The sequence below is a fragment of the Variovorax sp. 10N412 genome, assembly GCF_056394985.1.
The window spans coordinates 1-20,185 of the sequence record NZ_JBFTIO010000023.1 but is presented as its reverse complement, the minus strand read 5'-3'; the positions used below and the strand labels follow the sequence as shown (position 1 = coordinate 20,185).

Below are 20,185 nucleotides of genomic sequence, written 5' to 3'. Positions count from 1 at the left end.
TTTGTCTGGAAGTAGATAATATTTCCAAATGACACTTTCCCATGCCCCCGCGGACGCGCGGCTCCTGCTGCTCGACAAACACCAGGTCGACGCCCTCCTCTCCCCCGACGACGTGCTCCAGGCCGTGCGCGAGGCCTTCGTGCTGCAAAGCGAGCGCGAAGGCCGCGTCTTCCCGGTGGTGCGCGAGCCGCTCGCCACGGGCGGCGTGTTCGGCATCAAGTCCGGCGACGTGCAAGCCCAGGGCCTGCTCGGCTTCAAGGCGGCAGGCTTCTGGCCCGCCAACCGCGGGCGTGGCGGCGAGCCGCACCAGGCAACGATCCTGCTGATCGACCCCGCCACCGGCCGGCCGCTGTGCGTCATCGATGGCAACACGGTGACCACGGTTCGCACGGGCGCGGCCGGCGGTCTGGGCCTGCAACAGCTCGCACGGCCCGACAGCACGCGGCTGTGCCTGTTCGGCACCGGCGTGCAGGCGCGCATCCAGCTCGACTTCGCGCTGCGCCTGATGCCCTCGCTGCGCGAGGTTCTTTATGTGGGCGTGGACGGCCGGCGCAACACCGCGTTCGAGGCGCAATTTGCCGACCGCTGCAACATCGCCCCCGCGACCGAGCGCAACAGCGCCGTCGCGCACAGCGACATCGTGATCACCGCCACGCCGGGCGGTGGCGCGCTGTTCGACCTCGACGCCGTGCAACCCGGCACGCACCTGAATTGCGTGGGCGCCGACACGAAGGGCAAGCGCGAACTGCCCGAGGGCCTGCTGTCGTTGTCGAGCGTGCGCCTGGTGGTCGACGACCGCACGCAGGCACTGCAGATCGGCGAAACCCAATGGGCGCCCGGCACGCAGAGCACCGAGCTCGGCGACCTGCTGAGCGGCAAGACGCCCTTCGTGCGCGCGCCGGGCGACATCACCGTCTTCGACATGACCGGCCTCGCGCTGCAGGACCTCACGGTCGCGCGCCGGCTCCACGTGCGCGCGACGGAAACCGGCACCGGCACGCGCATCGCGTGGCCCTGGTAGCGGTTGTCAGGCGGCGCCGGCGGCCGTGCCGCCGAACAGCTCCGTCATGAACTGCGTCGACTTCAGTCCCGTGCCGGTCAGCAGCGCGACCGTGGTCTCGCCGGCCCGGATGTCGCCGCGCTGCGCCAGCACGTCGATGGCCGCCGCGGCGGAGGCCGACGTCGGCTCCGCATAGAGACCGCTCGCCGCCAGCTGGCGCACCGCCGCTGCAATCTGTGCCTCGGTCAGCGCCACCGTCTTGCCGTTCGTTTCGCGCAGCGCCTGCAGTATTTCGCGCAGCCGCACGGGGCGCTTGATCGCCGTGCCTTCGGCGATCGTGGGCTGCACGAGGCGCTCCACCAGCGTGTCGACGCCGGCCGTGAAGCTCGCATCGACAGGAGAGCAGTTCAACGGCTGCGCCACGAAGATGCGCGGCAGCTTGCTGATCTGCCCCGCCGCCAGCAGCTCCTTGAAGCCGATCCAGCAGCCGAGCACATTGCTGCCCGCGCCGGTCGGGATCACCACGTTGTCGGGCGCGACGAAGCCCAGGTCTTCCCACAGCTCGTAGGCCAGCGTCTTCGTGCCCTGCAGAAAGAACGGGTGCCAGTTGTGGCTCGCATAGAAGATCGACGCCGACTGGCGCACCGCCTCGTATTCCGACTCCTCGCGAGGCCCCGGCACCAGCTGCACCTGCGCGCCGAAGGCCCTGATCTGCGCCACCTTCGGCGCGGGTGTGTAGCTCGGCGCGAGCACCTTCACCCGCATGCCCGCCGCCGCGCCGGCTGCGGCGATGGCCGCGCCGCCGTTGCCCGAGCTGTCTTCCAGCACCGCGTCGACACCGATCTGGCGCAGGAACGACATCATCACGGCCGCGCCGCGATCCTTGAAGCTGCAGGTCGGGTTGAACCACTCGAGCTTGAAGTACGGCTCGAGCGCGCCCCAGCGCTTCTGCACCAGCGGCGTGCAGCCTTCGCCCATGCTCGCAGGCCGCTCGATGACCACGGGCAGCGCCGCGCGGTAGCGCCACAGCGAGCGGGTGCGCGAATCGATGTCGTCGCGCCCGATGCCGGGCAGCGGCGTGACCAGCATGGGGTTGCCGTCGTCCGAGCGCCAGCGGCGTTCGGACAGTTCATGGTGCCTGCCGGTGCGGGGATCGACATAGCGGGCGCGTTCTTTCTGGGTCATTCGCGGCTCCTGGAGAAATCCGGACGATTTGGAAGGACTGGATAATACATCCAACACTAGACTTTTCGTATATTCTGGATGCTTCGTACAGAGCTGGATACATTGGGCGACATGAAAAAGCCGTCGAACAAGCACGTTCTGGAAACGCTGCGCCACCTGGCCCAGGGCCTGGGCGAAACCTTTGCACCCTTCTGCGAGGTGGTAGTGCACGACCTCGGCAACCCGAAGAACGCGATCTACGCCATCGAGAACAGCCTGAGCGGGCGCGAGGTCGGCCAGTCGGTCACCGAGCTGGGCCTGGCGCGCATCCGCGACCCGGAATTTCCGGCGGTGATTGCGAACTACGCCAACACCTTTCCCGACGGGCGCAAGGTCAAGAGCACCTCCATCGGCATCAAGGACGAGAGCGGCGAGTACGTGGCCGCGCTGTGCCTGAACGTCGACCTCACGCTGTTCCAGAGCTTCCAGGGCGCGATTGCGCAGTTCACGCGCATCGACGACAAGGACGTGCACGAGCACCTGGACACGGGCGGCGCCCATTCGGAGCGCATCCATGCGCGCATCGACGAGTTCGCGGCCGCGCGCGCCACGACCTCGCGCTCGCTAAAGCCGGCCGACCGCAAGCAGCTGGTGCAGGAGCTGAAGAAGGCGGGCCTGCTCGAAGTGCGCCGGGGCGCGGAGATTGCCGCGGCGCACATGGGCGTGTCGCGCGCCACCGTGTACAGCGACGCGAAGTAGCCGAGTCAGGCGGGGCGGTCGGGCCAACTCGGATCGCTGGCCGCGTTGGCGGTCAGCATCAGCAACACGTGCGCATCGGGCGCGACGTCGTTGCTCTCGCGCAGCTGCCGCAGTGCGGCCAGGCCGCCGGCCGCGCACAGCTCGGCGCTGACGCCGGCCGCCGTGAGCAGGCTGCGCGCCTCGCGGGCCTGGTCGTCGTTCACGACGACGGCACCGCCGCCCGTCGCGGTGGCCGCCTGCCACTGCAGGTAGGTGACGGTGGCGCCCGCGGTGGAAAGCTGCGCGGTGTGCCCCGGGTAGCTGCCATTGACGGCCCCCCCTGCCAGCACGCGCGACAGGCGCGGGAACGGCTCCACCAGCCAGAGCCTGGGCAGGCGCGCAATGCGCCCCGCGGCCAGCAGGTCGCGAAAGCCCGCGTAGATGCCCCAGGCCAGGTCGCCGCGCCCGGTGGGAATCACGATGTGGTCCGGCAAGCCGCCGTCCGCCAGGCATTCCAGCGCGATGGGCTTGTAGCCTTCGATGGCCAGCGGCGCGCTGCCCAGCGCTGGCAGGCGGTAGTTGGTCAGCGCGAAGTAGCCGGGGTGCTGCGCACGTTCGCGCACGAAGGCCCAGCGGGCCGCGTTGTGGGCAAACTCGTAGCGCCGCGCGCCCAGTGCATCAAGCTGGCGCGCATAGGTGGCCGGCATGCCTTCGTAGGTGGCCACCTCGCAGCCCAGGCCCGCGGCCCAGGCATAGTGCGCCGCCGACACCGCCGCGTTGCCCGAGGAGGCCAGCACCAGCGTGTGGGCGTCGAAGTCCAGCGCCTGCGCCACGCCCACGGCGGTCATCCGGTCCTTGTGCGAGCCGGTCGGGTTGCACGACTCGTCCTTCAACGCCAGCCGCGCCACGCCGAACTGCCGCGCCAGTTCGGGCATGTCCTGCAGCGGCGTGCGGCCTTCGCCCAGCGTAAGGCCAGCGCTGTAGGGCAGCGGCACCGCCTCGCCGCCGTCGGGCAGGTAGCTGGCGCGCAAGGCCACGTGAAAGCCGGCGTGCCGGCAGGCCGGACAGCCGTCGTGCGTCAGCGTGACCGGGTAGAGCGCATCGCAGCGCAAGCACTGCAGCCCGCGCAGGTGCGGGTTGCGCAGCGGCTTGGGCGTTCGGTCCCGCACCAACCCCAGGGTGTTTCCCGAAGGGTGCGTGTAGACATCCGGGGGAGGGACGGCGAACTTGAAGTCCAGAACGGGCGATGTCATCACGGCGGTCAGTGCAATGGAGGCGGAGCCAAATTTTATGCACCAGCGAATAAATCAGGCAGTCCTGGCGGGCCGCCCGATCACAAACTTGCAGTTGCGCATTGCCGAATGCGTGGCTTTGGCAGCCTGCAAGTTCACGTGGTCGCAGCCGCGATCACTTCCACGTGAACTCGTGGTTCAGCCCGATGACGAAGCCGCGCGTGCCCTGCATGCCCTGGAGCCGGGTGCGCGACGTGCTCACGTCCACGCTGATCAGCGGCGTCAGGCTGAAGCGCCCGCCGATGCGCGAGGTCCACGCGTTCGACGCGCGATTGCGCTCGGCGATGAGCGAGACGGTGTCGTTCAGCGCCCACTCCACGGCCGCGCCCACGCGCGAGGTGCGCACACCGGTGCCGGTGGCCCAGTCGGCGCCGACATTGGCATGGACCTGCAGGCTGTCGAGCGGCCGCCAGGTCACCGGCACGACGAACTGTCCGCCCGCGCGGCCGCCGCGCTTCAGGTCGAACACCGCGCCCATCGACACCGCCGCGCTCAGCGACGCGTCGGGCGCCTGGCCGTAGAAATTCCACTTGAGCTGCGGCCCGCCGCTGACCGAATGAAGGCCGTCCACCGAGGCGCGGTCGAAGTTCAGGCCCAGCTCGACCGCGCCGACCCGGCATGCGGGCCCGAAGTGAAACCCCGTGACGGGCTCCACGCCCGTGCGGCCCCACCAGGTTTCGTACTGGCACTGGCCCGCGTCGAGCATGCTGGCGTCGTCCACGTCGAAATGCCCCGAGGCTCGCGCGCCGGTACCGATGCCCAGGCCCAGAAGCAGGCAGCAAGACGCAAGCATCCGGCCGCATGACGGCCGGGTCGTCGTTCTTTGGCTGCTGTTGTTCTTCATCGCGCGCATCCCGGAGGCCCTCGACCCATTCTAGGGACGCGGAAAGTCGGCGCCATGACGCGCCGCAAGGGACCACCAGCGTCAGATCTCGAACTGCGGCTGCAGCTCGCGGATGCGCTTGATGGCCACGCCGGCCGCGGCCGTGCGCGTTTCCACGCCCAGCTTCACGTACACCCGCTCCAGGTGTTTCTTGGCCGTGGCCGGACTGCTGCCCAGGATCTCGCCGATGTCCTTGTTGGTCTTGCCCTTGACCACCCAGTACAGCACCTCGGCCTCGCGCGCGGTGAGCTTCAGGCTCAGGCTCATCGCCTCGATCACGCCGGTGTCGGACACCTCGCGCATGATGATCATCCACTCGTCGCCGTCGTCGTCGCTGCTGGTCTGCTGGTGCAGCCGCAGCGTGAGGCTGCCCGCACCCTGCGCGATCGACAGCGCCGGCGGCTCGATGCCGCGCTGCCGCGCATCGGGGGTGTGGCGGCGCAGCCATTCGAGCACCGCGGGCGGGGTCTCGGGGGCGCGCGTTTCGCAGTAGCGCTGCAGCAGGTCGCGCGCCAGCGCCGTCTGCCAGATCAGCCGCCCCTCGGGCAGGCGCACGGTGATGCTCGCGTAGCCGAAGGCGTCCAGCGCGTTGCGCGCCTGGCCGGCCTGCCGCGCGTCCTGCCGCGCGCGGCGCGCGCCCTGCAGGTGCACGTTCATGCGCGCCAGCACTTCCTTGGGCTTGATGGGCTTGGTGACGTAGTCCACACCGCCCGCCTCCAGCGCCGCCACGAGGTGCTCGGTTTCGGTCAGGCCGGTCATGAACACGATGGGAATGTGCGCCGTGGCCGCGTCGGCCTTGAGCCGGCGCGCCACCTCGAAGCCGTCGATGCCCGGCATCATCGCGTCGAGCAGCACGATGTCGGGCCGCGCCTGCGCGGCGCGCTGCAGCGCCTGCTCGCCGTTGGTGGCAATGAGCACGGTGTAGCCCGATTCGTCCAGCGCGTCGTGCAGCACCGCGAGGTTGTCGGGCACGTCGTCGACGATCAGCACCAGGTCGCTGTTGGCGCCCTGCTGCTCGCGCAATGTCCGGGCGAGGGGCGAGGTGTCCATGGGGGGTGGCGTCTGGATCGGGGTCATGCGGCGCTTTCAACGGCGGCGGCGAGCGCGCGGCTCATGGCTTCGAACTGGAACTGGCGCGCCAGCACGCGCTGGGCCTCGGACCAGCCCGCGCATTCGGGCTGCGCCGCGTCGATGGCGTCGAGCTGGTTCATGATGCCGCGGAAATAGCCCAGGCTCACCGCTTCTTCCAGCGCACGCAGGCGTTCCAGCGAGGGGGCCTGCAGCGCGCGCGGCGCCACCGGCGCGGGCTTGGCGGCCGCGTCGGTCCACTGCAGCCCGAGCCGGCGTTCGAGCCAGTCGAGCAGCTCGGTGTGACGCACCGGCTTGACGAAGAAATCTTCCGGCGCAATGGCCACGTCGTTGTCCAGCCCCTTGTCGAAGGCGTTGGCCGAGACGATGGCCACCGAGGCGTCGGTCAGCCCGAGCTTGCGCGCGCGGCGGATGGTTTCCCAGCCGTCGATGCCCGGCATCGCGAGGTCGACGAACATCGCGTCGGGCCGGTAGCCCGCGGCGATCAGGTCCAGCGCGTCGTGCCCGCTGGCCGCGCTGCGCAGCTCGAAGCCCAGCGGCGCGAGCACATGGCCCAGCAGGTCGCGGTCGGCCTCCTCGTTGTCGACCACCAGCAGGCGGCGGCGCGCGCCTTCGTAGCCGCGCCGCGCGCGCTGCTGCACCTGCACCGGGCGGTTCGCGCCCGCCACGGTGTCGTGCACGCGCGGGAGGAACAACCGCACGCAGAAAAGCGAGCCCACGCCCGGCGTGCTGCTGACCTTCATCTCGCCGCCCATCAGGTCGGTCAGCATCTTGGCGATGGTCAGCCCGAGCCCCGCGCCCGGCGCCGACGACGCGCCGGCGGAATTGCCGCGCGCAAAGGGCTCGAAGATGCGCTCGATCTCCTCGGCCGGCATGCCAGGGCCGGTGTCCTCGATCTCGACCGACGCGAACTCGCGCGCATAGGCCAGCCGCAGCGTGACCTGCCCCGCCGCCGTGAACTTGATCGCGTTGCCCAGCAGGTTGATGAGGATCTGGCACACGCGCTTCTCGTCCGCGCGCACCACCTCGGGCAAGGGGCCCGCGGCCTCGAAGCGAAACTGCAGCCCCTTCTCCGCCGCCTGCAGCTCGAACATGTCGGCCAGTTCGCGCAGCGTGTCGGCAAAACGCATCGGCTGTGCATGCAGCGTGAGCTTGCCGGCCTCGATGTGCGCAATGGCCAGCGTGCCTTCGATGAGCGACAGCAGGTGTTCGCCGCCGCGCTTGATGACCGCCACCGCCTGCTGGCGGTGCGGCGGCACCGAGTGGTCTTCGCCCATCAGCTGCGCATAGCCCAGGATGCTGTTGAGCGGCGTGCGCAGCTCGTGGCTGATGGCGCTGATGTAGCGGCTCTTGGCCTGGTTGGCCTGGTCGGCGGCCTGCTTGGCCTGCTCGGCCGCGAGCTTGGCGTGCTCCGCGATCTCGCGCGCCTCGTCGGCCGCCTGCTTGGCGGCCTGCAGCGCGCGGTCGGTCTCGCGGTGCAGCTCTATTTCGCGCACCAGCAGGTGCGTCTGGCGGTTCGACTCTTCCTGCGCCACCTTGCGGCTCTGGTGCGCCAGCACCAGCCACCACGCCACGATGCCCGCGATGACCAGCAGCGCCATGTAGGCCTTCAGGAAACCCGAGCGCAGCGACAGCTTCTGCACGCCGGCCAGCGCCGCGGCCACGTCGGCCTGCGAGGCCAGTTCGAGCGCGCCCTCGCCGAACGCGCGCAGCTCCTGCTGGTAGAGCACGCCGAACACCACGGCCAGCAGCGGCACGATGACCAGCATCAGCAGCAGGAAGTGCCCCAGGCCGGTGTCCAGGTAGCGCCAGCTGCGCCGCGGCAACAACCAGCGCAGCACCGCCGACCACTGCGACGACAGGCTCGCATGCGGCTTGCACAGGTCGCCGCAGCGCGCGTCGAGCGTGCAGCACAGCGAGCAGATCGCGCCCTGGTAGGCCGGGCAATGGGCCATGTCGGGCCCCTCGTACTCGCGCTCGCAGATCACGCAGTGCTGCACCTTCAGCCGCTGGTAGCTGCCGGTTTCCACGCGCGCCCAGCGCACCGCGCGCGGGCCCTCGGCGGGCGCGAAGGGGACTGCGCCATGGGCCTCGTCGGAGCCGCGCGCCAGGTAGTACTTGCCGCCCGTGGCCCAGGCGAGCAGGGGCGAGGCGACCAGCGCCGTGCCCAGCGCGATCAGCGCCGAGAACGCCTGCGCCAGCGGGCCGAACACACCCAGGTGTGACGTGATCGACAGCACCGAGGCCAGCGCCATCGCGCCCACGCCCACCGGGTTGATGTCCCACAGGTGCGCGCGCTTGAACTCGATGCCCGGCGGCGACAGGCCCAGCGGCTTGTTGATGACCAGGTCGGCCACCACCGCCATCATCCAGGCGATGGCGATGTTGGCGAACAGGCCCAGCACGTCGCCCAGCGCCTCGAACACGTTCATCTCCATCAGCATGAAGGCGATGAGCGCGTTGAACACCACCCACACCACGCGCCCCGGGTGGCTGTGCGCCACGCGCGAGAAGAAGTTGCTCCAGGCCAGCGAGCCGGCGTAGGCATTGGTCACGTTGATCTTGAGCTGCGAGATCACCACGAACAGCGCCGTGGCCGCCACCGCCCAGCCGTAGTTCGGAAACACGTACTCGTAGGCCGCCAGGTACATCTGGTTCGGGTCGACCGCCCGATCGGCCGGCACCATGTGCGTGAGCGCCAGGTAGGCCAGCAGCGCGCCGCCCAGCATCTTGCACACCCCCAGCACCACCCAGCCCGGTCCGCCGGCCAGCACCCCGGCCCACCAGCGCCCCGCTGTCGCCTTGGTGCGCGCGGGCATGAAGCGCAGGTAGTCGGCCTGCTCGCCCATCTGCGTGATGAGCGCGATGCCGACCGTGAGGGCTGCGCCAAACAGGTGCAAGTTGAAGCCTTGCGTTCCAGATCTGACACCGTTGTAGTGCGTTATGCCTGCAAACGCACCAGGATCGCGCACCAACACATAGCCGAAGGGCACCACCAGCATCAGCAGCCACAGCGGCTGCGTCCACAACTGCAGCCGGCTGATGGCCGAGACCCCGTGCGTGACCAGCGGAATCACCACCAGCGCGCACACCAGGTAGCCCCAGACCGGGGGAATGCCCAGCGCCAGCTCCAGCGCATAGGCCATCACGGCCGCTTCGAGCGCGAAGAAGATGAAGGTGAAGCTCGCATAGATCAGCGAGGTGAGCGTGGAGCCGATGTAGCCGAAGCCCGCGCCGCGCGTGAGCAGGTCCATGTCGACGCCGTAGCGCGCCGCGTACACGCTGATCGGCAGGCCCGCCAGAAAGATGATGAGCCCGGTCGCCAGGATCGCCCAGAAGGCGTTGGCGAAGCCGTACTGCACCAGCAGCGTGGCGCCCACCGCCTCCAGGATCAGGAACGACGCTGCCCCGAAGGCCGTGTTGGCCACCCGCCATTCGGACCACTTGCGAAAGCGCTGCGGCGTGTAGCGCAGGGCGTAGTCTTCCAGCGTTTCGCTGGCCACCCAGCTGTTGTAGTCGCGCCGGACCTTGACGATGCGCTGGGGAGCGTCGTCTGGGATGGCGGCTGTGTCAGTGGGATTCACACCGTTTCGGTGCATCTTTCGTGCCATCCGTACGACTTTTGGCGAACAGGGCACGACTGTTGCAAAGAAGCTTGCTTGCCCATAATGGCCGCCTCCCCCAGCCACCCGATGCCGATCCCATGGAACTGACCCCGCGCGAAAAAGACAAGCTGCTGATCTTCACCGCGGCGCTGCTGGCCGAACGCCGCAAGGCCCGCGGTTTGAAGCTCAACTACCCCGAAGCCATCGCCCTGATTTCCGCCGCCGTGATGGAAGGCGCCCGCGACGGCAGGAGCGTGGCCGAGCTCATGAGCGACGGGCGCGCCGTGCTCACGCGCGCCGACGTGATGGACGGCATCGCCGAGATGATCCCGGACATCCAGGTCGAGGCCACCTTCCCGGACGGCACCAAGCTCGTGACCGTCCACCAGCCGATCGTCTGAACCTCCGCCAAAAAGAAGAAAGACCTTTTCATGCGCCTCGCCCACACCCTCAAGACCCTCCCCCTGCTCGCCACCCTGCTGCTGCCTTTCGCAGCCAGCGCCCACGTCGGTGTCGACGGCGGCATGCACCACGGGTTCACCACCGGCTTCCTGCACCCGCTGACCGGCGCCGACCACCTGGCCGCCATGGTCGCGGTCGGCTTCTGGAGCGCCCTGGCCGCGCGCCGCGCCTGGCCCGACCTGCTGTGGGCGCCGCTCGCCTTCGCCGGCATGCTGCTGGTGGGCGCGTTGATGGGCCTGGCCGGCGTGCAGTTGCCGGCGGTCGAGCCGATGATCGCGGCTTCGCTGCTGGTGCTGGGCCTGCTGGTGGTCACGCGCGTGCACCTGCCGGCCGGCGTCGCGATGGCGGTCGTCGGCGTGTTCGCCGTGTTCCACGGCGTGGCGCACGGTTACGAACTGGCCAGCGAACAGGGCGCGGCCCTCACGCTGGCCGGCATGGTCGGCGCCACGGTGCTGCTGCACGGCGCGGGCATCGCGCTCGGCTGGTCGCTGCGCCATGCCAACGCCTGGCTGCCGCGCGTGGCCGGTGCCGCGGTGGTAGGCCTGGGTGCCACGCTGCTGGCCCAGGCCATCTGAGGCCGGCCATGATCCCCGGCGAACTCCTCACCGACGACGGCGAGCACACGCTCAACCCCGGCCGCCGCACCCTCACGCTGGTGGTGCAGAACACCGCCGACCGGCCGATCCAGGTCGGCTCGCACTACCACTTCGCCGAGACCAACGGCGCACTGGGCTTCGACCGCGAGGCCGCGCGCGGCATGCGGCTGAACATCGCCTCGGGCGCCGCGGTGCGCTTCGAGCCGGGCCAGCAGCGCACGGTCGAACTGGTCGACTACTCGGGCGATCGCATCGTCTACGGCTTTCGCGGCCTCGTTCAAGGAAAGCTCTGATGGCGACCATTTCAAGGCGTGCCTACGCCGAAATCTTCGGCCCCACCGTGGGTGACCGCGTGCGCCTGGCGGACACCGAACTCCTGATCGAGGTCGAGGCCGACTACACCCTGCGTGCCGGCGGCTACGGCGAAGAGGTGAAGTTCGGCGGCGGCAAGACCATCCGCGACGGGATGGCGCAATCGCAGCGCACCAGGGCGCAAGGCGCGGTCGACACCGTGCTGACCAACGCGCTCATCCTGGACCACTGGGGCATCGTCAAGGCCGACATCGGCCTGAAGGACGGCCGCATCGCCGCCATCGGCAAGGCCGGCAACCCCGACGTGCAACCGGGCGTGGACATCGTCATCGGCCCGGGCACCGAGATCATCAGCTGCGAAGGCAACATCGTCACGGCCGGCGGCATCGACAGCCACATCCACTTCATCTGCCCGCAGCAGATCGAGGAGGCCCTGTCCTCCGGCGTCACCACCATGCTCGGCGGCGGCACCGGCCCGGCCACCGGCACCTTCGCCACCACCGCCACGCCCGGCCCCTGGCACATCGAGCGCATGCTGCAGGCGGCCGACGCGTTCCCGATGAACCTGGGCTTCCTGGGCAAGGGCAACGCCAGCCTGCCCGACCCGCTGCACGAGCAGATCGACGCCGGCGTCATCGGCCTGAAGCTGCACGAAGACTGGGGCACCACGCCGGCAGCCATCAGCAACTGCCTGGACGTGGCCGACGCCACCGACACGCAGGTGGCCATCCACAGCGACACGCTCAACGAGTCGGGCTTTGTCGAGAACACGATTGCCGCCGTGGGCGGGCGCGCCATCTGCGCCTTCCACACCGAAGGCGCGGGCGGCGGGCATGCGCCCGACATCCTGCGCGTGGTGGGCGAGGCCAACTTCCTGCCGTCGTCGACCAACCCCACGATGCCCTACACCGTGAACACGCTCGACGAACACGTCGACATGCTCATGGTGTGCCACCACCTGGACGCCGGCATCGCCGAGGACCTGGCCTTTGCCGAGTCGCGCATCCGCAAGGAAACCATCGCCGCCGAAGACGTGCTGCACGACCTGGGCGCCATCAGCATGTTCAGCTCCGACAGCCAGGCCATGGGCCGCGTCGGCGAGGTGATCATCCGCACCTGGCAGACCGCGCACAAGATGAAGGTTCAGCGCGGCACGCTGCCCGAAGACAGCGAACGCAACGACAACTTCCGCGCCAGGCGCTACGTCGCCAAGTACACGATCAACCCGGCCATTGCGCACGGCATCGCGCACGAGGTCGGCTCGCTCGAGGTCGGCAAGTGGGCCGACATCGTGATCTGGAAGCCCGCATTCTTCGGCGTGAAGCCCTTCACCATCCTGAAGGGCGGCACCATCGCCATGGCGGCGATGGGCGACCCCAGCGCATCGATCCCGACGCCGCAACCGGTGCACTTCCGCCCGATGTTCGGCGCCTACGGCGGCTCGCTCGCAAAGAGTTCGCTGACCTTCGTGTCGCAGGCCGGCCTGGCCTCGGGCATCAAGGAGCGCTACGGCCTGGCCAAGCACCTGAGCGCGGTGAAGAACATCCGCGGCGTGCGCAAGCACCACATGGTGCACAACGGCTACGCGCCGAAGATGGAGATCGACGCGCAGACCTACGCGGTGCGCGCCGACGGGCACCTGCTGACCTGCGAGCCCGCAAAGCTGCTGCCGATGGCGCAGCGGTATTTCCTGTTCTGAATGTCAGAGGTCACGCGGCGCGAGGTGATCGCGAATCCATTGCGCGAAGGACGCTTCATCGGTGTCCCCTGCCGCAAGGCCGAGCGTCTTCAGCACGCAGTCCTCATCGGATGCGAGAAGCTCGAATCCGTTGAGGGCCAGGAAGGTTTCCATGGCCACGAACGCGGTTCGCTTGTTGCCGTCCACGAACGGGTGATTGCGGGCAATGCCGAAGGCGTAGCTCGCGGCCAGCGTTGCGGCATCGGGAGACTCGTACGTCGCCCGGTTCTGTGGTCGCCCCATGGCGGATGCGAGCATTCCTTCGTCGCGCACACCGCCCGGTCCCCCATGCTCTGCGAGTTGTTCTTCATGCACCAACTGGATCATCTGGAGGTTCAGCCAGACCCAGCGCTGGTTGGCAGCGCTCACTTGGCAAGTTCGCGCAGGACGTTGCGCCGCTTCTTCATGACGCGGCGCGCGGCTTCCATCTGGCGCTCGAACTCGTCGTCGTACGGCGTGATCGTCACCCCGCCGTTGGCGGCCTGCGTGAGGTAGACCGTGTCGCCCTTGCCCACGTTCATGCTCGCCAGGACTTCCTTGGGCAGGATGACCCCGACCGAATTGCCGATCTGAGTCAATTTGAGGGCGGACATGGGACGCTCCGTTGAACAGAAGTTATAACAAGCGTTATATTAGCCCGCCTTATTTGGAGCCGCAAGCCACCATGCTCACCGCCAACAAACTCATGCCCCAGGGCCGCGGCCTTGCACCCGTGCTGCTCAAGCGCGCCGCCACCATCGAGCTCGACTGGGACGTGCGCCAGAAAAGCCGTTTCGACGCCACCGATTCGCAGGCCCGCCAGATCGGCGTGTTCCTGCCGCGCGGCACGGCGGTGCGGGGCGGTGACGTGCTGGTGGCGGAAGACGGTTCGCTGGTGCGCGTGATCGCGGCGCCGCAGCCCGTGCTGCGCATCACGCACTGCACCGCCCACGGCACGCCCTTCGACCTGACGCGCGCGGCCTACCACCTGGGCAACCGGCATGTGCCGATCGAGCTCAAGCCCGACCACCTGAAGATCGAGCCCGACCATGTGCTGGCCGACATGCTGCGTTCGATGCACCTGATCGTGGTGGCGGTCGACGAAGCCTTCGAGCCCGAGGGCGGCGCGTATGGGTCGCACGGCGGCGGTCACAGCCATGACCACGGGCACGACCATGCGCCATCGCATGGCAGCAGCAAAGGGCCGAAGCCGCTCGTGCTCGCACCGGAACTGCTCGACGACCATGGCCATTCGCACGGCCATGACCACCACGGTCACTCGCACTGAACCAGAGCGGCGTACCACTGACATGTCCGACCCAGCCGGCGCCCACAGCCTCCTGCAGCTCATCTGGCTGGCCTCCCCCGCCCTGCCCGTGGGCGGTTTCTCGTATTCGGAAGGCGTCGAGGCGGCCGTCGAATGGGCTGGCATCGACTCGGAAGCCAAGGCTGCCGAGTGGCTCTCGGACCAGTTGCACCTGAGCTTTGCGCGCGGCGACCTCGCCCTGTTCGCGCAGGCCGTTGCAGCCTGGCGCGCCAACGACATGCCGCGCGTGCGCGAACTCAACCAGTGGGTCATGACCACCCGCGAATCGGCCGAATTCTTCCTGCAGGCCGAACAGATGGGCCGCTCCTTCGTCGAGTGGCTCAAGCTGCACCATGCCGACACGGCCGAAGTCTTTGCCGGCCTGCCCGCGAGCTACCCCGTGGCCTTCGCCTTCGCGGTGAGCCGCACCGGCGCCAGCGTGCACGACGGCTGCCTGGCCTTCGCCTTCGGCTGGGCCGAGAACATGGTCGGCGCCGCCGTCAAGGCCGTGCCACTGGGCCAGAGCGCGGGCCAGCGCATCCTGGGGCGGCTGTCGCAAGAAATACCCGCCGCCGTCGCCCGCGCCATGGCCCTGGGCGACGACGACCGCCAGGCCTTCGCCCCCCTGCTGGCCGTGCTCTCGGCCCGCCACGAAACACAATATTCCCGCCTCTTCCGAAGCTGAACCGAGCCCACCCGCCATGACCTCCGCCCTGCACCACATCCCGAATCGCACCAAGAGACTGCCCCCGCTGCGCGTGGGCATCGGCGGCCCGGTCGGCTCCGGCAAGACCACGCTGCTCGAAATGCTCTGCAAGGCGATGCGCGACAAGTACGACCTGATCGCCATCACCAACGACATCTACACCAAGGAAGACCAGCGCCTGCTGACCGTGGCCGGCGCGCTGCCGGCCGAGCGCATCATGGGCGTGGAAACCGGCGGCTGCCCGCACACCGCCATTCGCGAAGATGCATCGATCAACCTCGAGGCGATCGACCGCATGCTCGAAGACTTTCCGGACGCCGACATCGTGTTCGTCGAGTCCGGGGGCGACAACCTGGCAGCCACGTTCAGCCCGGAGCTGTCGGACCTCACCATCTACGTGATCGACGTGGCGGCCGGCGAGAAGATCCCGCGCAAGGGCGGCCCTGGCATCACCAAGAGCGACCTCTTCGTGATCAACAAGACCGACCTGGCACCCTACGTGGGCGCCAACCTCGACGTGATGGAGCAGGACACGCAGCGCATGCGCCGCCAGCGTCCCTACGTGATGACCAACCTCAAGACCCACACCGGCGTGGCCGAGGTGGTGGCGTTCATCGAAGCGCGAGGCATGCTCGCCGAAGGCTGAGCCTGCCGGGGGTCAGGGCAGGCCGAGGTAGATGCGCAGGTCGTCCTTCACCGTGCCCGCCGAGGCCACCGCCGTGCGCAGCCGTGCCTCGCTCACGCCGAACCATTGGGTCCAGTAGTCGACCTCCTTGAGGTCGGTGACATCGATGCGTTCATCGTCCTGGGGAATGCGGATCTCGGTGTCTTCGCGCATCGTCTTCTCCTGAAGAACTGAAGGTGATTAAGGGGTTGGGCAGGCAGGAAACGCAGTTTCCATGGCCGCCGCGCCGCGCCAGCCGGACGATTCCGACGCGCCGTGCAGGACATGGCCTCGCCCTCCGTGCCACCGACAAAAGCTTCCGCCAGCCGTTGGCGGCGCCGTCCTGCAAGCCGCCCGGATGCTTCGATGTTTGAATTTGGGCAACCTCTTTCAATACGGAGAAGCAACATGGAGCCTCACCACCAGCGACTGCTGAGTGTTGGCGTACCGGGCCTGAACGACGTGCTTGGCGGCGGACTGGAGCCCAACCGCCTGTACCTGCTCGAAGGCACCCCGGGCGCGGGCAAGACGACGATCGCCATGCAGTTCCTGCTCGAAGGCGCACGCCTCGGCGAATCGGTGCTGTACGTCACGCTGTCGGAAACCGAGACCGAGCTGCGCGGGGTGGCTGCCTCGCACGGCTGGGACGTGTCGCCCATCCATGTGCGCGAGATGCTGCCCACGCAGGACAGCCTGCAGCCCGACGAGCAGTACACGATGTTCCACCCCTCGGAGGTGGAGCTCAGCGAGACCACGCTGCGCATCCTGAGCGACGTGGAAGCCCTCAAGCCCTCGCGCATCGTGTTCGATTCGCTGTCCGAGCTGCGGTTGCTCTCGGGCACGTCGCTGCGCTACCGGCGGCAGATCCTGGCGCTCAAGCAATTCTTCGCGGGGCGCCAGTGCACGGTGCTGCTGCTCGACGACATGACCGCCACCGAGCACGACCTGCAGGTGCAGAGCATCGCGCACGCGGTCGTGCGGCTGGAGCAGTCGAACTCCGACTACGGCGCGTCGCGCCGCCGCCTGCTGGTCGTGAAGTACCGCGGGCAGTCGTTTCGCGGCGGCTACCACGACTACAAGATCCACCGCGGCGGCCTGCAGGTGTTCCCGCGCCTGGTGGCGGCCGAGCACGTGGCGGACACGACGCTCACCAAGCTGCCCAGCGGCATCGGGGAACTCGACGCACTGCTCGGCGGCGGGCTTGAGAAGGGCACCAGCACCCTGCTGGTCGGCGCGCCCGGCACCGGCAAGTCGTCGGTGGCGGTGCAGTTCGCCATCGCGGCCGCCCAGCGCGGCGAATCGGCGGCGCTCTTCATCTTCGACGAGAGCGTCAACACCCTGCGCGCGCGCTGCACCGGCCTGGGCATGACGCTGGAGCCCCACCTGGAGTCGGGCCGGATCCGCATCAAGCAGGTCGACCCGGCGGAGCTTTCTCCCGGCGAGCTGGTGCACGAGATCCGCGTGGCGGTGACCCAGCACGGCGCGAAGGTGGTCGTCATCGACAGCCTGAACGGCTACCTGAACGCGATGCCCGACGAGCGCTTCCTGATCGTGCAGCTGCACGAACTGCTCACCTACCTGGGCCAGTCCGGCGTGGCCACCATCCTTGTCGGCGCGCAGCACGGGCTGATCGGCATGCAGATGCAGACGCCGGTGGACGCGAGCTACCTGGCGGACGCCGTGGTGCTGCTGCGCTACTTCGAAGCCGAAGGCGAGGTGCGCCAGGCCATCTCGGTGCTCAAGAAGCGCGGCGGCGCGCATGAGCGCTCCATCCGCGCCTTCTCGATGGACAGCGAGGGCCTGAACGTGGGCGAGCCGCTGCGCCATTTCCGCGGCATCCTGACCGGCGTGCCGGTGCCGGTCGACGGCGTCGCCACGCCTTCGCCGTGACGGACACCCTCCCCCTCCAGAACCCGCAGTTGCGCGTTCTGATGAGAACGGCCACGACGCGGGACGCCGTCATGGCCTCCGCCGTGCTCTCGAGCGCCAGCATCGAGACCCAGGTGTGCGCCGATCTGCCGGAACTGCTGCGCGCGGTCGGCGAAGGCGCGGGGGCATTGCTGGTGTCCGAGGAAATGCTCTCGGGCAGCAGCGCCTCGGAGCTCGCCGCCGCGGTGGCCGCCCAGCCGCCGTGGTCCGACCTGCCGGTGCTGATCCTGGCGCGGCAGGGCGCCGATTCGCGCGCCATTTCCACCGCCATGGAAGGCATGGCCAATGTCACCGTGCTGGAGCGCCCGATCCGCGTGGCGTCGCTGGTGAGTGCGCTGCGCAGCGCGCTGCGTGCGCGGCGCCGCCAGTACGAACTGCGCCGCATCCTGGAAGACCTCAACGAGGCCGACAAGCGCAAGACCGAATTCCTCGCGACCCTGGCGCACGAGCTGCGCAACCCGATGGCCCCGCTGAGCACCGCGCTGGCCATCCTGAAGCGCAAGGCGCTGACGCCGGAGACCGCCCTGCCCTACTACGAGCTCATGGACCGCCAGCTGGAGCACATGGTGCGGCTCGTGAGCGACCTGATGGAGGTCTCGCGCATCACGCGCGGCAAGATCGAACTGCAGCCCGCGGAGCTGGCGCTCAACCAAGTGATCCGCGGCGCCGTGGAGCTCAGCCGCCCGCTGATGGACGCCGGCAAGCACACGCTCTCGCTGCACATCGCCGACGCCTCGCTGGCGGTGGAAGGCGACGGCGTGCGCCTGACGCAGGTGTTCTCCAACCTGCTGAACAACGCCGCCAAGTACACCCCCGAGGGCGGGCGCATCGATGTCTTCGTCGAGCGCGGCGACCACGGCCACGCGGTGGTACGGGTGAAGGACAGCGGCGCGGGCATTCCGGCCGCGATGCTCGGCGCCATCTTCGACATGTTCGTGCAGGTGAGCGACACCGCGCGGGCCGCGCAGGGCGGCCTGGGCATCGGCCTCACCCTGGTGAAGAGCCTGGTGGAACTGCACGGCGGCACGGTCGTCGCGAAGAGCGAGGGTGCGAACCAGGGCAGCGAATTCATCGTCTCGCTCCCGCTGCTCGAGCACGGGGTGCGGGCCGGTGCCAAGGCCCGCGCGTCGCAGGAGACCATCGCCGCGAAGCACCGCATCCTGGTGGTGGACGACAACCGCGATGCCGCGGAGTCGCTCTCGGCGCTGCTGGGGCTGCTGGGTGCGCAAACCGCCGTGGCGTTCAGCGGCGCGGACGCGCTGGAACAGGCCGAGCAGTTCAACCCGTCGTTCGGCATCCTGGACATCGGCATGCCGGGCATGGACGGCTGCGAGCTGGCGCGCCGGCTTCGGGCCCACCCGAGACTGCACGGCATGGGGCTGATCGCGCTCACGGGCTGGGGTCAGGCCGACGACCGGCTGCGCATCGCGCGGGCGGGCTTCGACCACCACCTGCTGAAGCCGGTCGATGTGGAGGCGCTGTCGGCCGCGCTGCACAAGCTCGCGCAGCGCGGGGCGGGCTGAAGCGACGCGGCGCCGCTGAAGCGGCGCGCCCGCTCAGAGTTCGCTGCCGTCGCGCAGCTGCCGGGCCTTGTACACGAGCCGCACGCTGGCGCGGCGCGGGTCGCTGACCTGCTGCACGTAGACGTCGGTGTCGTTGCTCACCCAGGCGGCGTAGGCGCTGCCGGGGTCGCGCGAGGCGAGTTCGGCGCCGAACACACCGCGGCCCCATTGCACGAGCGCCGCGAAAGCCGAAGCGCCGCTGTCCGGCATGGCCTGAGCCGTGGCCACGTACTCGACGCGACGCAACTCCGAGGCGGCAAAGAAGAAGGTCGGCTCGAACAGCAGCCCGGCCATCTCGACCGGTGCGCCGTGCCAGCTGCCGACCAGGCCGCCGCTCAGGCGCTGGGGCCGTTGCACGCGTTCGGCGGCAGGCAATGCGGCCTGCAGCGCCTCGGCCGACATGCCCAGACGCACACCCGCAGGCAGCGCCTGCGCATGCGGCGCGCCCGCTGCGAGAAGGGCCGCGCTCGCGGCAAGCGCACGAAGAAGGGTCAGGGGAGCGTAGAGGCGCACGTTCGGCATCGGGGAAAAAGCGGCGGAACCATGGGACCGCGAGTATGACGCGGAGTTCCGTGGCGCCGCTTTTTCCAGGGCCTTGCGATGCATCACTCCTCGACGAAAGCCTCTTCCCGCTTGGCCTTCACCGACGGCAGCAGCACGATGACCAGCAGCAACCCGGCCACCACCAGCAGCCCCGCGGACAGCGGCCGCGTGACGAACACGCTCCAGTCGCCGCGCGACAGCAGCAGCGCGCGGCGCAGGTTCTCTTCCATCATCGGCCCCAGGATGAAGCCCAGCAGCAGCGGCGCAGGCTCGCATTTCAGCTTCAGGAAGGCGTAGCCCACGATGCCGAAGATCGCGACCATCCACACGTCGAAGGTGTTGTTGTTCTCCGAGTACACGCCCACCGCGCAGAACAGCACGATCGACGGAAAGAGCCACTTGTAGGGGATGGTCAGCAGCTTGATCCAGATGCCGATCATCGGCAGGTTCAGCACGATGAGCATCAGGTTGCCGATCCACATCGAGGCGATCAGGCCCCAGAACAGCTCGGGGTTGCTGGTCATCACCTGCGGGCCGGGCTGGATGTTGTGGATCGTCATGGCACCCACCATCAGCGCCATCACCGCGTTGGGCGGAATGCCCAGCGTCAGCAGCGG

The 20,185-nt window shown here is 68.9% G+C and carries 21 protein-coding genes; 11 read left to right on the top strand and 10 right to left on the bottom strand.

All coding sequences use genetic code 11. The annotated features are described in order from the left end of the window. Positions 1-28: 28 nt before the first annotated feature. A complete protein-coding gene (locus tag AC1DJH_RS30870; RefSeq protein ID WP_478188321.1) occupies positions 29-1,021 on the top strand; it encodes an ornithine cyclodeaminase family protein in 993 nt (330 codons plus the stop codon). Between the two features lie 6 nt (positions 1,022-1,027). Here AC1DJH_RS30870 and AC1DJH_RS30865 read toward each other — a convergent pair whose 3' ends face one another. Beyond that, complete coding sequence (locus AC1DJH_RS30865; protein WP_478188320.1) at positions 1,028-2,185, bottom strand: threonine synthase; 1,158 nt, start codon at positions 2,183-2,185, stop codon at positions 1,028-1,030. Between the two features lie 111 nt (positions 2,186-2,296). On the opposite strand from AC1DJH_RS30865, the gene AC1DJH_RS30860 reads away from it, so the two are divergent. Further along, positions 2,297-2,923 (top strand): helix-turn-helix transcriptional regulator, encoded by a 627-nt coding sequence (locus AC1DJH_RS30860; protein ID WP_472125312.1) that lies wholly within the window; start codon positions 2,297-2,299, stop codon positions 2,921-2,923. Between the two features lie 5 nt (positions 2,924-2,928). On the opposite strand, the gene AC1DJH_RS30855 is transcribed toward AC1DJH_RS30860, so the two are convergent. The 4 genes from AC1DJH_RS30855 to AC1DJH_RS30840 all read right to left on the bottom strand — a co-directional run bounded on the left by AC1DJH_RS30855 (position 2,929) and on the right by AC1DJH_RS30840 (position 9,765). Beyond that, a complete protein-coding gene (locus AC1DJH_RS30855) occupies positions 2,929-4,155 on the bottom strand; it encodes a threonine synthase (RefSeq protein ID WP_478188319.1) in 1,227 nt (408 codons plus the stop codon). Positions 4,156-4,309: 154 nt separating this feature from the next. Continuing rightward, positions 4,310-4,987, bottom strand: a complete 678-nt coding sequence (locus AC1DJH_RS30850; RefSeq protein ID WP_478188318.1) for a hypothetical protein — start codon at positions 4,985-4,987, stop codon at positions 4,310-4,312. Positions 4,988-5,119: 132 nt separating this feature from the next. Continuing rightward, positions 5,120-6,127, bottom strand: coding sequence for a response regulator transcription factor (locus tag AC1DJH_RS30845; RefSeq protein ID WP_435485213.1), 1,008 nt, complete (start codon positions 6,125-6,127; stop codon positions 5,120-5,122). Between the two features lie 23 nt (positions 6,128-6,150). Next, complete coding sequence (locus tag AC1DJH_RS30840) at positions 6,151-9,765, bottom strand: hybrid sensor histidine kinase/response regulator (protein WP_478188317.1); 3,615 nt, start codon at positions 9,763-9,765, stop codon at positions 6,151-6,153. 104 nt (positions 9,766-9,869) lie between these two features. Here AC1DJH_RS30840 and AC1DJH_RS30835 point away from each other — a divergent pair, with 104 nt between their 5' ends. The 4 genes from AC1DJH_RS30835 to ureC are packed head-to-tail and all read left to right on the top strand — an operon-like array spanning position 9,870 to position 12,840. Then, positions 9,870-10,172: an urease subunit gamma gene (locus tag AC1DJH_RS30835; protein ID WP_108137189.1), complete on the top strand. Its 303-nt coding sequence runs from the start codon at positions 9,870-9,872 to the stop codon at positions 10,170-10,172. 30 nt (positions 10,173-10,202) lie between these two features. Continuing rightward, complete coding sequence (locus tag AC1DJH_RS30830; RefSeq protein WP_478188316.1) at positions 10,203-10,808, top strand: HupE/UreJ family protein; 606 nt, start codon at positions 10,203-10,205, stop codon at positions 10,806-10,808. 8 nt (positions 10,809-10,816) lie between these two features. Continuing rightward, on the top strand, positions 10,817-11,122 hold the full coding sequence (locus AC1DJH_RS30825) for an urease subunit beta (protein WP_435437213.1): 306 nt from the start codon (positions 10,817-10,819) through the stop codon (positions 11,120-11,122). Beyond that, entirely contained in the window at positions 11,122-12,840 is a 1,719-nt protein-coding gene (gene ureC / locus AC1DJH_RS30820) for an urease subunit alpha (protein WP_478188315.1), read from the top strand. The genes AC1DJH_RS30825 and ureC overlap by 1 nt, the downstream gene beginning before the upstream one ends. Before the next feature lie 3 nt (positions 12,841-12,843). Here the strand turns inward: ureC and AC1DJH_RS30815 are convergent, their stop codons facing one another. Both AC1DJH_RS30815 and AC1DJH_RS30810 read right to left on the bottom strand, forming a co-directional pair. Continuing rightward, on the bottom strand, positions 12,844-13,248 hold the full coding sequence (locus tag AC1DJH_RS30815; protein WP_478188314.1) for a type II toxin-antitoxin system death-on-curing family toxin: 405 nt from the start codon (positions 13,246-13,248) through the stop codon (positions 12,844-12,846). Further along, positions 13,245-13,472: an AbrB/MazE/SpoVT family DNA-binding domain-containing protein gene (locus AC1DJH_RS30810; RefSeq protein WP_215249659.1), complete on the bottom strand. Its 228-nt coding sequence runs from the start codon at positions 13,470-13,472 to the stop codon at positions 13,245-13,247. The genes AC1DJH_RS30815 and AC1DJH_RS30810 overlap by 4 nt, the downstream gene beginning before the upstream one ends. A gap of 71 nt (positions 13,473-13,543) precedes the next feature. On the opposite strand from AC1DJH_RS30810, the gene ureE reads away from it, so the two are divergent. The 3 genes from ureE to ureG are packed head-to-tail and all read left to right on the top strand — an operon-like array spanning position 13,544 to position 15,516. After that, entirely contained in the window at positions 13,544-14,146 is a 603-nt protein-coding gene (gene ureE, locus AC1DJH_RS30805; protein ID WP_478188313.1) for an urease accessory protein UreE, read from the top strand. Positions 14,147-14,168: 22 nt separating this feature from the next. Continuing rightward, positions 14,169-14,849: an urease accessory protein UreF gene (locus AC1DJH_RS30800; RefSeq protein WP_478188312.1), complete on the top strand. Its 681-nt coding sequence runs from the start codon at positions 14,169-14,171 to the stop codon at positions 14,847-14,849. A gap of 16 nt (positions 14,850-14,865) precedes the next feature. Next, on the top strand, positions 14,866-15,516 hold the full coding sequence (gene ureG / locus AC1DJH_RS30795) for an urease accessory protein UreG (RefSeq protein WP_472123755.1): 651 nt from the start codon (positions 14,866-14,868) through the stop codon (positions 15,514-15,516). A 12-nt stretch (positions 15,517-15,528) separates the two neighbouring features. Here the strand turns inward: ureG and AC1DJH_RS30790 are convergent, their stop codons facing one another. Continuing rightward, on the bottom strand, positions 15,529-15,708 hold the full coding sequence (locus tag AC1DJH_RS30790; RefSeq protein WP_435496972.1) for a DUF3606 domain-containing protein: 180 nt from the start codon (positions 15,706-15,708) through the stop codon (positions 15,529-15,531). A gap of 234 nt (positions 15,709-15,942) precedes the next feature. On the opposite strand from AC1DJH_RS30790, the gene AC1DJH_RS30785 reads away from it, so the two are divergent. Then, positions 15,943-17,424 carry an ATPase domain-containing protein gene (locus AC1DJH_RS30785; protein WP_478188311.1) on the top strand — a complete coding sequence of 494 codons (1,482 nt, stop codon included), beginning with the start codon at positions 15,943-15,945 and terminating at the stop codon, positions 17,422-17,424. Positions 17,425-17,495: 71 nt separating this feature from the next. After that, positions 17,496-18,986, top strand: a complete 1,491-nt coding sequence (locus tag AC1DJH_RS30780; protein ID WP_478188310.1) for a hybrid sensor histidine kinase/response regulator — start codon at positions 17,496-17,498, stop codon at positions 18,984-18,986. A 33-nt stretch (positions 18,987-19,019) separates the two neighbouring features. Here AC1DJH_RS30780 and AC1DJH_RS30775 read toward each other — a convergent pair whose 3' ends face one another. Together AC1DJH_RS30775 and AC1DJH_RS30770 are read right to left on the bottom strand one after the other, a co-directional pair. Next, the gene (locus tag AC1DJH_RS30775; protein WP_478188309.1) at positions 19,020-19,547 is read right to left on the bottom strand and encodes a hypothetical protein; all 528 of its coding nucleotides are present in this window, start codon (positions 19,545-19,547) and stop codon (positions 19,020-19,022) included. An 83-nt stretch (positions 19,548-19,630) separates the two neighbouring features. Continuing rightward, positions 19,631-20,185: tripartite tricarboxylate transporter permease (locus AC1DJH_RS30770; RefSeq protein ID WP_478188308.1), on the bottom strand; the 555-nt coding region annotated here is incomplete at its 5' end.